This is a genomic window from Streptomyces sp. NPDC096323, from assembly GCF_040302845.1.
In the GTDB taxonomy this organism is placed as follows: Bacteria; Actinomycetota; Actinomycetes; order Streptomycetales; family Streptomycetaceae; genus Streptomyces.
Genome location: NZ_JBEOSI010000002.1, coordinates 245,241 through 257,619, shown reverse-complemented (window position 1 = coordinate 257,619; position 12,379 = coordinate 245,241). Strand labels below are relative to the sequence as shown.

Genomic DNA, 12,379 nt, shown 5'->3' with positions numbered 1-12,379 from the left:
TCATGAAGCTCGCAGTAGTGGGTGGCGGGTCCACCTACACACCTGAACTGATCGACGGATTCGCCCGGCTGCGGGACACGCTGCCGGTCGAGGAGCTCGTGCTCATCGACCCGGCGGCCGACCGGCTCGAGCTCGTCGGCGGCCTCGCCCGGCGGATCTTCGCCCGGCAGGACCACCCTGGGAGGATCGTCACCACCTCGGACATCGACGCGGGCGTCGCCGGCGCGGACGCGGTCCTGCTCCAGCTGCGCGTGGGCGGCCAGGCCGCCCGCAACCAGGACGAGACGTGGCCGCTGGAGTGCGGCTGCGTCGGCCAGGAGACCACCGGGGCCGGCGGCCTCGCCAAGGCCCTGCGCACCGTCCCGGTCGTCCTCGACATCGCCGAGCGGGTCCGGCGCGCCAATCCGGATGCCTGGATCATCGACTTCACCAACCCGGTCGGCATCGTCACCCGGGCGCTGCTCCAGGCCGGGCACAAGGCCGTCGGCCTGTGCAACGTGGCGATCGGTTTTCAGCGCAAGTTCGCGGCGTTGCTCGACGTGACCCCCGGCGAGGTACACCTCGACCACGTGGGGCTGAACCACCTGAGCTGGGAGCTCGGGGTGCGTCTCGGCGGCCCCGAGGGCGAGAACGTGCTGCCGCGGCTGATCGCCGAGCACGGCGACGCGATCGCGAAGGATCTGCACATGCCGCGGGCGATCGTGGACCGCCTCGGCGTCGTGCCCTCGTACTACCTTCGTTACTTCTACGCGCACGACGAGGTCGTGCGGGAGCTCGGCACCAAACCCTCGCGGGCGGCCGAGGTCGCCGCGATGGAGAAGGAGCTCCTCGCCCTGTACGGGGACCCCGCGCTGGACGAGAAGCCCGCGCTGCTCGCCAAACGCGGCGGCGCGTTCTACTCGGAGGCGGCCGTGGACCTGGCGGCCTCGCTGCTCGGCGGCGGCGGCTCCGCGGTGCAGGTGGTCAACACGTACAACAAGGGAACCCTGCCGTTCCTGCCGGACGACGCGGTGATCGAGGTGCAGGCCAGGGTCGACAAGGCGGGCGCCACGCCGCTCGCCGTGCCACAACTGGACCCGCTGTACGCCGGCCTCATCGCCAACGTGACCGCGTACGAGGACCTGGCGCTGCAGGCGGCGTTGCACGGCGGTCGCGACCGGGTGTTCAAGGCGCTGCTCGCACATCCCCTGATCGGCCAGTTCGAGTACGCGGAAGCGCTCACCGACAAGCTGGTCGCGCACAACCGGGAGCACCTCGCGTGGGCGTGAACGGATGCGTCCTCGCGATCGACGCGGGGAACAGCAAGACCGATGTGGCACTCATCGGTGAGGACGGCAGCGTGCTGTCCACGGCCCGGGGCGGTGGCTTCCAGCCCCCGGTGGCCGGTATCGGCGCGGCCGTGGACGTGCTCGGCGCGGCCGTGGAGCAGGCGCTGGCCTCGGCCGGCGTGGACGCCGGGTCCGTCGCCCATGTGTCCGCCTGCCTCGCGAACGCCGATTTTCCGGTCGAGGAGGCGCAGTTGACCGAGGCGCTGCACGCCCGCGCGTGGGGGGGCACGGTGGAGGTGCGCAACGACACCTTCGCGATCCTGCGCGCCGGGGCGGACGAGCCGCGCGGGGTGGCCGTCGTGTGCGGTGCGGGGATCAACTGCGTCGGCATGGTGCCGGACGGGCGGACCGCGCGCTTCCCCGCGATCGGCCGGATCTCGGGTGACTGGGGCGGCGGTTCGGGACTCTCCGAGGAGGCGATGTGGTTCGCCGCGCGGGCCGAGGACGGCCGCGGTGAGCCGACGGAGCTGGCCCTTACGCTGCCCGCGCACTTCGGGCTCGCATCGATGTACGCGCTGATCGAGGCGGTGCATCTGGGCCGGATCGACTCCGCGCGACGGCATGAGCTGTCGCCGGTGCTGTTCGCGACCGCGGCCTCCGGCGACGCGGTGGCGCGCGGGCTGGTGGACCGGCTGGCCGAGGAGGTCGTGGCGCTGTCCTCGGTCGCACTGTCGCGCCTCGGCCTGCTCGACGAGGTGGCTCCGGTCGTGCTGGGCGGCAGCGTGCTGGCCGCCCGCCACCCGCAGTTGGACGAGCGCATCGGCGAACTCCTCGCCGTACGCGCCCCCAAGGCGGTGGTGCGGGTGGTGCAGGAGTCGCCGGTACTGGGGGCCGGGCTGCTGGGCCTGGACCACACGGGGGCCGCACCGCAGGTGCACGCCAGGCTCCGGGCGCAGTTCAGCTGACGGACGCACACCGTGGGTGTCAGAGGCGTCCCGTAACCTTCGGGTTACGGGACGCCTGCTGCGTACGGGAACCGATCAGTTGTCCCGGGCGTGTTCATGGGTGGGGAGATCGATCCGCTTCGGGGATTGCGCCGCCGATCATCTTGATCGGTGGCGCCGGCCTTGATCGAATGCTGTGTGACCGCGGCTGACGACAGTCGGCCGCTTCGTGGACCGGTGCAGGATCCGGGCGTTCGCCATATGGGCGCCGGTCCCTGCGGCCATACTTCTGGCCGGGTACCAGTCCCCCGATCGGCCGGGGGGCGGGCCACCGTCAGTGACCGAGGGGGAGGTCAAGTGACATACCCGCCGAATGTTCCTCCGGCGCCGCACCGCGCGCCGGAGCAGCAGCCTGCGCCGACGGCCGTACCCGCACCGCACCTGCCACCGCCGCCGACCAGCGTCCGGGCGGTCGCGACGCAGCGGCTGCGTGCCGCGGCGACCACGGAGCCGGGCCGGCTCCAGATCATCGGGGCCGTTCTGGCGCTGCTCGTCGTGGCGTTCGGGGCGGTGACGGCGTTCGAGATCAGTGACCGCGCCGCTGCGGCCAACGACGTCGTGGAGCGCAGTCAGCCGCTCAGCGCGGACGCGGCGGGCATCTACCGCTCGCTCGCCGACGCCGACGCGGCCGCCGCCAGCGGCTTCCTGGCCGGGCCGCAGGAACCGCGCCCGGTCCACGAGCAGTACGTGAAGGACATCGAGGAGGCCTCCCGGCTGCTCGTGAAGGCCGCGGCCAACACGGACGCGTCGACGGAGTCCGGCCACGAGATCACCACGCTCAGCAAGGAACTCCCGCGCTACACCGGGCTGATCGAGCGCGCCCGCGCGGCCAACCGGCAGGGGCTGCCGCTGGGTGGCGCCTATCTGCGGTACGCGAACCAGACGATGGCGAACGAGCTGCTGCCGGCCGCGGAGCGGCTGTACACGGCGGAGACGGACCGGCTCGACCAGGACTACCACTCCGCCCGGACGTGGCCGTTCTTCTCCCTCGGCGTCGGCGTCATCGCGCTGGCCGTGCTGTTCTGGGCCCAGCGGCGCAACTACCGCAGGACGAACCGGGTGTTCAACCACGGTCTGCTCGCGGCGACCGCGGCGGCGACCGTGGTGCTGCTGTGGCTCGCGGTGGGACACACGGTGGCCCGGTCCGATCTGGCCGAGTCGGACACGCACGGGCAGCAGTCCCTGGACGTGCTCAACCGCGCGCGCATCGACTCGCTGAAGGCGCGCTCCAACGAGAACCTCACCGTGGTCGCCCGCGGCGCGGTGCTCACCGCGGACGGCAAGAAGGACAAGTACGAGACCGACTACGGCACGGGCATGAAGGCGCTCGGCGCGGAGCTGAGCAAGGCCGCGAAGCTCGCGAAGGACACGGGCGACGCCGAGGGTGGCAAGCCCGTGGCGGACGCCATGGCGGCTGTCACCGAGTGGCAGAGCCGTCACCGGACCGCCCGCAAGACCGACGACAGCGGCGACTACGACACCGCGCTGGAGCAGATCATCGGGTCGGAGAACTCGACGGGTGAGTCCTTCAGCCGGGTGGACAACGCCCTGCGGAAGGCGCTCGCCCATGAGCAGGCCCAGTTCACCCGGGCCGCCGAGGACGGGCGCGGGGCCCTGGGCGGGCTGCCGATCGGGGCCGCGGCCCTCGCCGTGCTCGGCGCGGTGACGGCGATCGTCGGAGTCAACCGCAGGCTCTCGGAGTTCCGGTGACAGGGGGAGCGATGACAGCGAAGGACCCGAGGACGGGCCCGGGGACGGCCCGCGGGGGCCGCCTGCGCGGCTGGGGCGGGGTGACCGCCATGGCCGCGGCCTGTGCGGTGACGGCATCGCTGACCCTGCTGCCGCTCTCCCACAGCGCCAAGACCGCCTCCGGCGCCGACCGGGCGGGGGCCGGGACCGCGCATGCCCTTCAGGCACGGGCCGGCGACTGCAAGGACCCCGAGGCCAGCCTGCTGCCCGGAATGCCGGAGGGTGACGCGATCGGGCGGATCAAGAAGCGGGGCAAGCTGATCGCCGGCGTCGACCAGAACAGCTTCCAGTGGGGATTCCGTAATCCGGAGTCCGGGAATCTCGAAGGCTTCGACATCGACCTGGTGCGGGCCATCGCCAAGGACATCCTCGGCAGCGAGGACAAGGTGATCTTCCGGGCCATCCCCACCAACCAGCGCATCGCCGCGCTGGAGAACGACAAGGTCGACGTCGTCGTCCGGACAATGACGATCAACTGCGCCCGGCTGGACCAGGTGTCGTTCTCCACGGCCTACTTCCAGGCCGGTCAGCAGGTCCTCGCACCGAAGCAGGCCAAGGACGCGGACAAGGACGAGGCGATCACCGGCTTCAACTCCTCACTGGACGGCAAGCGGGTCTGCACCGCCGAGGGGTCCACCGCCTACGAGGCGCTGGAGAAGGAGTCGTTCGGCTCCGTGTTCAAGGACGAGCACGACGGCACCGCCGCCGACGAGGACAAGCTCACCGTCCCCAACCAGCTGGACTGCCTGGTGCGGCTCCAGCTGGGCGAGGTGGACGCGGTCGTCACGGACAACGCCCTCGCGGCGGGCCAGGCGGCCCAGGACCCGGCCGTGGAGCTCAAGGGCGCCCCCTTCACCACCGAGTACTACGGCGTGGCCACCAAGAAGGGCGCGGACGACCTGGTGTCCCGGATCAACAAGGTCCTCGTCGACTACCGCGCCGGGGGCGGCGACAGCCCCTGGATGACGTCGTACCACGCCTGGCTGGAGGACGGGCTGCCCGGGATATCGGCGCCGCCGGCACCCAAGTACCGGAACGAGTAGTGCCGTGACCGTCAACGTCTGCCCCACCGGGCAGAGCTTGGCGGTCCCGACACCAGCGCGTTGCGTTCGGATCACGGCCGGACCGGGGAGACCGACACCCGGACGGCGGGTTGGCAGCACTGATCCTGCCGGGCCCCCGCCCGGCAGGAAGAGCGGAGAGGTGATCGATGGGCGTCGCGGGCCCCTTCCCCAGCTACGCGGCCCGGCCTCCGGGCCCGGTCATGGACCGGGACGAGGCCGACCGTGCGCTGGCCCGGCTCGGCGCGGAGCACGAGGCGATCGAGACCTCGCTCCTCGCTCTCCAGGACCACGCCGGACGCCGGCTGCTGGAGGGCGCCGACCTCACCGGTGTCACCAAGGAGCGCTGGAGCACCACCGAGCAGTCGATCGCCCTGCTGTGGACCTACTTCGACGCGTACGCGGGTGCGCTGAACCGGGCACGCGAGGTGCGCGCCCGGCGCCGTCAGCCCAACCGCGAGGACCTGGTGGCGCTCACCGAGCTGCTGCGCGGCCAGGGGGTCACGGTGGCGCACGCCGCCGCCGGCCACGATCCGTCGGTCACCGGCCCGGCCCGGCTCTCCGAGCGCTTCTCGCTGGAGGAACTGGTCCACCGGATGAACGAGCTGTACGCGCGCTCGCTCGACATGGTCGTCGCCTCCGACTCCGTGTGGTCGGCGATGCCCGCCCGGATAGACCTGCTCGCCGCCGAACTGCGCCGCACCCATTCGCTGGCGCACTCGGTCGGCGTCCGGCCCGGCGAGCACCCGGCGGGCGACGAACTGCAGGCGATCGTCCAGGAGCTGACCACGCTGCGGGCGCAGGTGATCTCCGACCCGCTCGCGTTCTGGCTGCCGGGGCCCGGGAGTTCGGCGCCCGGCGGCGGACGCCCGGACACCACGCGCTACGACCGGGCGGCCCGGGCGCTGGACGAGGTGCGGCGCGAGGTCGAGGCGGTGCTCGCGGTCCGGCAGGACGCCGAGCAGCGCCTCGTCCAGCTGCGCGACGTCCTGTCCCGGGCCGACCGCACGCTGGCCGAGGCCAGGGCGGCCCGCGGTGAGGTGCTGGCGAAGATCGCCGCGTCCGAGGTGCCCGCGGTCAACGGCCCGCCGACGGCTCTCCAGGAGCGGCTCGCCGCGGCGTCCGAGTACCGCAGGCATGCCCAGTGGCACCGGCTGTCCCCGCTGCTGGATTCCTTGGAGCGGCAGGCCGACGAGGAGCTGCTGCGGGCCCGTGAGCAGCTGACGGCGGTCACCGCGCCGCTGGCGGTCCGGGCCGAGCTGCGGGGCCGGCTCGACGCGTACAAGGCGAAGGTGGCCCGGCACGGCCTGGCGGAGGACCCGGTCCTCATCGAGCGTTACGACGCGGCGCGCCGGATGCTGTGGAGCGCGCCGTGCGATCTGCGGGTCGCCGCGCTGGCGGTGCAGCGCTATCAGGACGCGGCGCTGGACCTGCTGGGCGGGCGCGGGCCTTCGGGCCCCGAGGACCGGCGGGGGAACCCATGAGAGTGACGGGGCCCTCGGTCCGGAGGGTGTGCGGGACGGACAGGGACGGAACATCGAGGCCGCCGCGGCGGCGGGGCGAACAGGAGGAACGACCGTGAGTACGCAGTGCCAGCGCCCCGCATGCGAGGGCAGTTACGAGGACATGGGCGGCGGCGAGCTGTACTGCGACACGTGCGGTCTGGCGCCGGTGGTCTCGCCATTGGGGTCTCCCCTGTTCGAGCGAAGCCGAGAACTCGGGGACGGCATGGTGAGTTCGCCGCCCACCGGGATCGCGGGCGGCGGGCGGGGCAGCCGGGGCAGTAACAGCGCCTCGGCCCGCTCCGGTTCGCAGGCCTCGTCCAGGGCCTCCTCGCGGTCCTCGTCCCGCTCGTCGACGTCGCGGCGTTCGGTGTCGGGGCGGCTCTCGCGCGCGCTGTCCGGTAGCAGCACGTCGCGTTCGGTCTCGGTGCGCTCCTCGGCCAAGTCGACCGGGACCTCGGGCCGTAACCGGCTGGGCGCCGGCCTGGTGCTCGTACCGGACGTGCCGCGTCCCGATCCGCGCACCGCGGTGATGAAGAACCCGGAGGTCCCCGAACGCAAGCGGTTCTGCTCGAGGTCGGACTGCGGGGCGCCGGTGGGCCGGTCCCGGGGCGATCGGCCGGGGCGTACGGAGGGGTTCTGCACCAAGTGCGGCCACCCGTACTCCTTCGTGCCCAAGCTCCAGGAGGGCGACATCGTCCACGGCCAGTACGAGGTCGCGGGCTGTCTGGCGCACGGCGGGCTCGGCTGGGTCTACCTCGCGGTGGACCGTGCGGTGTCCGACCGGTGGGTGGTGCTCAAGGGCCTGCTCGACACCGGGGACCAGGACGCCATGGCGGCGGCCATCTCCGAGCGCCGCTTCCTCGCCGAGATCGAGCACTCCAACATCGTCCGCATCTACAACTTCGTCGAGCACCTCGACCAGCGGACCGGTTCGCTCGACGGCTACATCGTCATGGAGTACGTCGGCGGCAAGGCGCTCAAGGAGATCGCCAACGAGCGCCGCACCCCGGCCGGGAAGCGGGATCCGCTGCCGGTGGAGCAGGCGTGCGCGTTCGGCATCGAGGCGCTGGAGGCGCTGGGCCACCTGCACAGCCGCAACCTGCTGTACTGCGACTTCAAGGTCGACAACGCGATCCAGACCGAGGACCAGCTGAAGCTGATCGACATGGGCGCGGTGCGCAGGATGGACGACGAGGAGTCGGCCATCTACGGCACGGTGGGCTACCAGGCGCCCGAGGTCGCGGAGGCGGGCCCTTCGGTGGCCTCCGACCTGTACACGGTCGCGCGCACGCTCGCGGTGCTGACCTTCGACTTCCAGGGGTACACGAACGTCTTCGTCGACTCGCTCCCGGACCCGGACAACATCGAGGTGTTCCGGAGCTACGAGTCGTTCTACCGGCTGCTCGTGCGGGCGACCGACCCCGATCCGGCACGGCGGTTCGCCTCCGCCGCGGAGATGGCGGAGCAGCTGACGGGCGTGTTGCGCGAGGTGGTGTCGCTGCAGACGGGGCGTCCGCGTCCGGCGCTGTCGACGCTGTTCGGTGCGGAGCTGCGCGTCACCGACACGGAACTCTTCACCACCCGGGCGGATGAGGTCTCGCGGCTGGGGGCCAGAGCGCCGGAGCCCGGCCGGCCCGGACTCTTCGGGCGGCGGCGGGGCGGCAGAGCGCCGGTGGCGCCGGCCGTGTCCCCGCCGGCCGCGGTGGCGCCGCCCGGCGGTGTCCCGGGCGCCCTGCCCGCGGGCCCGCCTCCTTCTCCGGCAGGTGCCGGGCCGCTGCCCTCCACGACCACGCACGTCCGCGGTGGGGGGAACGGCGCCCGGCCCCCGTACACGCAGCCGCAGGCGGTCATTCCGGCCCCCCGGGTCCCGGTCACGGGTCCGGGCAGCGTGCCGGGGCCGCACAGCGCGAACGGCCCCCGGCTGGCCGGGCTCGATGTGCGCGGGACCTCACTCGCGCTGCCGGTGCCCCGGGTCGACGCCAGCGACCCCAACGCGGGTTTCCTGGCCGGGGTGATGGCCTCGGCACCCGCCGAACTGATCGCCGCGCTGCAGGCCGTTCCAACCGCCTCGCTGGAGACGCGGCTGCGGGAGCTGCGGGCCGCCCTGGAGATGAACGACCTCGCCGGCGCGACGGCGACCCTGACCGCGCTGGAGGCGCAGCACCCGGACGACTGGCGCGTGGTCTGGTACCGCGGGCTCACCTCCCTGGTGGCCGGCGACAAGGAGAACGCCGCGCTGTCCTTCGACGCGGTCTACGACGCGTTTCCCGGGGAGCCCGCGCCGAAACTGGCCCTCGGCATCTGCGCGGAGGTCCTGGGCCAGCTGGACAACGCCGCGGAGTACTACCGCCTGGTCTGGATGACCGACCCGAGTTTCGTCAGCGCGGCGTTCGGCCTGGCCCGGGTGCAGCTCGCGGCCGGGGACCGGGCCGGCGCCGTCAGGACCCTGGAGTCGGTCCCGGAGGCCTCGATCCACTTCACGGCGGCCCGGGTCGCGGCGGTACGGGCCCGGCTGCGCGAACGGGCCCCGGACGACCCGCTGATCACCGATCTGATGGCCGCCTCGGCGCAGGTCTCGGGGCTGGCCGCGCTCGGTCTGGACGCGGTGCGCCGCGAGCGGTTGTCGACCGAGGTGCTGGGGACGGCGCTCGACTGGGTACTCTCCGGTAGTCCCACGGCTCGGCCATCGGACCCGCACGCGGTCCCGTACGCCGGGACGCAGGAGCCGAAGACGCTGCTCGGCAGTGAGCTGGACGAGCGCGGCCTGCGTTTCGGGCTGGAGCGGTCGTACCGGATGCTCGCCCGGCTTGCGGAGCCCGGTGACGAGAGGATCGAACTGGTGGAGCGGGCCAACCGTTTCCGCCCCCGAACGTGGGTGTGAACATGTCGCAGAATCACCAGGAGACTGCCTTGCCGAGGTGTCCGGGCTGCGAGGAGCCGCTGGAGCCGGGCGACCTGTTCTGCGGTGCGTGCGGGTACGACCTGTCGGCCGTGCCCGAGCCGCCGCAGGACCGCCCGACGATCCCCATCGTCACCACCCCGGCCGCAAAACCGGCGGCGGGTGCGGGCTTCGGGCAGGCGCCCACCGCGCCGGGTGCGGGTGCGGGCTTCGGGCAGGCCCCGGCCGGGGAGCCGGTGCCGGGTTCGGGCTTCGGGCAGACCCCTGCCCCGGCCGGCGATCCTGTGCCGGGCGCGGGCTACGGCCCCGCCGCGTCGGGCGACTTCGAGCTGGCCGCTCCCGCGGCCGCGGGAGCGGCGCCCGATCCCCGTACCTCCCCCGGCCACGGCCCCGACCCCGCCCAGGCCCCGGCCCCGTCGGCCGGCGGCAAGGTGTGCGTGGCCTGCCGGGCCGGCCGGGTCGACGACGACGGCTACTGCGAGAACTGCGGCCACGCCCAGCCCCGCGAGCGCGACCACATGGAGCAGGAGCTCGGTTCGGTCGCCGCGGTCAGCGACCGGGGACTGCGTCATCACCGCAACGAGGACTCGTTCGCCGTCTCGACCACCGCGTTGCCGGACGGTTCGCCGGCCGTCGTCGCGATCGTCTGCGACGGGGTGTCGTCGGCCAGCCGGCCCGACGAGGCCTCGGCGGCCGCCGCGTACGCCGCCAACGAGGCGCTGCTGGAGTCACTCCCGCGCGGCACGCACCCGCAGCAGGCGATGCACGAGGCGATCGTCGCCGCCGCCGAGTCGGTCAACCTGCTGGCGAGCGACGCCGGTCAGGCCCAGGAGCAGGATCCGCACCGCCATCAGAACGCCCCGGCCTGCACCCTGGTCGGCGCGATCATGGTGAGCGGACTGCTGGTCGTCGGCTGGGTCGGCGACAGCCGCGTGTACTGGGTGCCCGAGGACCGCGCCGGTGCGCCGGCCCGGCTCACCGAGGACGACTCGTGGGCCGCGCAGATGGTCGCGGCCGGCCTGATGAACGAGGCGGAGGCGTACGCCGACGAGCGTGCCCACGCCATCACGGGCTGGCTCGGTGCGGACGCCTACGAACTGGAGCCGCACACCGCGTCGTTCAAACCCGACCGGCCGGGACTCGTGGTGGTCTGCACGGACGGCCTGTGGAACTACGCGGAGTCCGCGTCCGAGATGGCCGCCGCCGTGCCCGAGGACGCGTACGAACGGCCGCTGCACGGCGCCCAGGTGCTGGTCGGTCACGCACTCGACGGCGGGGGCCACGACAACGTAACAGTGGCCCTGGTCCCGTTCGCCGTACCACCGCAAGGGGCAGGATCCGCCTGAAGCCGCAGGCAGAAGGGACCGCCCCGTCCGTCCGCCCCTTGTCCTTCCGATGCCGTTGTCCGCACATCTGTCTTCATCTGACACGTGGAGCCTCAAGGAGCCGATCAGATGGCCAACTTCTCCAAGTCCAACGTGCCGCAGTTCTCCGTCGAGGTGTATCAGAACGAATATCTGCCCGAGGGCGGCCGTGAGGTCAACGGCATCATCACGGTCACCTCGACCGGCGGCGGCACCACGGGCGGCGTGCCGCTGACGGGTGCGACGCTCTCCCGCCCGCCGGGCGGGGCCGCCGACGCGGCGGTGGTGATCATGGTGGACTGCTCGGGTTCGATGGACTACCCGCCGACGAAGATGCGCAACGCCCGCGACGCGACGGCGGCGGCCATCGACACCCTGCGCGACGGCACCTCCTTCGCCGTGGTGAGCGGCACGCACGTGGCCAAGGACGTCTATCCCGGCAACGGGCGGCTCGCCGTCGCCGATGCGCAGACCAAGGCCCAGGCGAAGGAGGCGCTGCGCCGGCTCGGCGCGGGCGGCGGGACGGCGATCGGGACCTGGCTGCGGCTGGCCGACCGGCTGCTCGGCGCCGCAGACGTGGAAATCCGGCACGGGATCCTGCTGACGGACGGGCGCAACGAGCACGAGGCGCCCGAGGATCTGCGGGCGGCGCTCGACGCGTGTGCGGGCCGGTTCACGTGTGACGCCCGCGGCGTCGGCACCGACTGGGAAGTGAAAGAGGTCACAGCGATCGCCTCCGCGCTGCTCGGGACGGCCGACATCGTCGCCGATCCGTCGGGGCTGGCCGCCGACTTCACGCAGATGATGGAGAACGCGATGGGCAAGGAGGTCGCGGACGTGGCACTGCGGCTCTGGACCCCGGTCGGCGTGGAGATCAAGTTCGTGAAGCAGGTCGCGCCGACGGTGGCCGAGCTGACCGGCCGCCGCACCGAGGCCGGGCCCCGCGCGGGCGACTACCCCACCGGTTCCTGGGGCAACGAGTCCCGCGACTACCACGTGTGCGTACAGGTGCCTGAGGCCGGCATCGGGCAGGAGATGCTGGCGGCCCGCGTGTCGCTGATCCTGCCCGACCCTGCGGGCGGGACGCCGCAGACGCTCTCGCAGGGTCTGGTACGGGCGGTGTGGACGGACGACATGGTGGCGTCGACCTCGATCAATCCCCAGGTCGCGCACTACACGGGCCAGGCGGAACTGGCACAAGTCATCCAGCAGGGCCTCGATGCGCGCAAGTCAGGTGATTTCGACGGCGCGACGGCCAAGCTCGGCCGTGCGGTGCAGTTGGCATCGGCGTCCGGGAACGAGGACACTGCGAAACTGCTTTCGAAGGTGGTAGACGTCGTCGACGCGGCGACCGGTACTGTGCGACTGAAGGCGAAAGTCGCGGAAGCGGACGAGATGACACTCGAAACGCGCTCCACGAAGACAGTTCGCGTCAAGAAGTAACCACATATCCGCACTGATGAGCCGCCCGACCGGCCAGGTCCGCCGGGCGGCGACGCAAGAAAAAAACGACGGCCCCCGGGGCCGGA

At 72.6% G+C, this 12,379-nt stretch carries 8 protein-coding genes; all 8 read left to right on the top strand.

Annotated features, from left to right (window positions below; genetic code table 11):
* Window positions 1-2 precede the first annotated feature (2 nt).
* The 8 genes from ABTX18_RS05185 to ABTX18_RS05150 all read left to right on the top strand — a co-directional run bounded on the left by ABTX18_RS05185 (window position 3) and on the right by ABTX18_RS05150 (window position 12,293).
* On the top strand, window positions 3-1,268 hold the full coding sequence (locus ABTX18_RS05185) for a 6-phospho-beta-glucosidase (RefSeq protein ID WP_352121375.1): 1,266 nt from the start codon (window positions 3-5) through the stop codon (window positions 1,266-1,268).
* A complete protein-coding gene (locus ABTX18_RS05180) occupies window positions 1,259-2,233 on the top strand; it encodes an N-acetylglucosamine kinase (RefSeq protein ID WP_352121374.1) in 975 nt (324 codons plus the stop codon). The genes ABTX18_RS05185 and ABTX18_RS05180 overlap by 10 nt, the downstream gene beginning before the upstream one ends.
* Before the next feature lie 336 nt (window positions 2,234-2,569).
* Window positions 2,570-3,982 carry a GlnX family signal transduction membrane protein gene (locus ABTX18_RS05175; RefSeq protein WP_503061097.1) on the top strand — a complete coding sequence of 471 codons (1,413 nt, stop codon included), beginning with the start codon at window positions 2,570-2,572 and terminating at the stop codon, window positions 3,980-3,982.
* Window positions 3,983-3,993: 11 nt separating this feature from the next.
* Window positions 3,994-5,064, top strand: coding sequence for a glutamate ABC transporter substrate-binding protein (locus tag ABTX18_RS05170; protein WP_503061096.1), 1,071 nt, complete (start codon window positions 3,994-3,996; stop codon window positions 5,062-5,064).
* Between the two features lie 167 nt (window positions 5,065-5,231).
* Window positions 5,232-6,566, top strand: a complete 1,335-nt coding sequence (locus ABTX18_RS05165) for a coiled-coil domain-containing protein (protein WP_352121373.1) — start codon at window positions 5,232-5,234, stop codon at window positions 6,564-6,566.
* Between the two features lie 94 nt (window positions 6,567-6,660).
* A complete protein-coding gene (locus ABTX18_RS05160) occupies window positions 6,661-9,468 on the top strand; it encodes a serine/threonine-protein kinase (protein ID WP_352121372.1) in 2,808 nt (935 codons plus the stop codon).
* A complete protein-coding gene (locus ABTX18_RS05155; protein WP_503061095.1) occupies window positions 9,465-10,832 on the top strand; it encodes a PP2C family protein-serine/threonine phosphatase in 1,368 nt (455 codons plus the stop codon). Before ABTX18_RS05160 ends, ABTX18_RS05155 begins: the two co-directional genes overlap by 4 nt.
* 108 nt (window positions 10,833-10,940) lie before the next feature.
* Window positions 10,941-12,293 carry a vWA domain-containing protein gene (locus tag ABTX18_RS05150; protein WP_352121370.1) on the top strand — a complete coding sequence of 451 codons (1,353 nt, stop codon included), beginning with the start codon at window positions 10,941-10,943 and terminating at the stop codon, window positions 12,291-12,293.
* Window positions 12,294-12,379 lie beyond the last annotated feature (86 nt).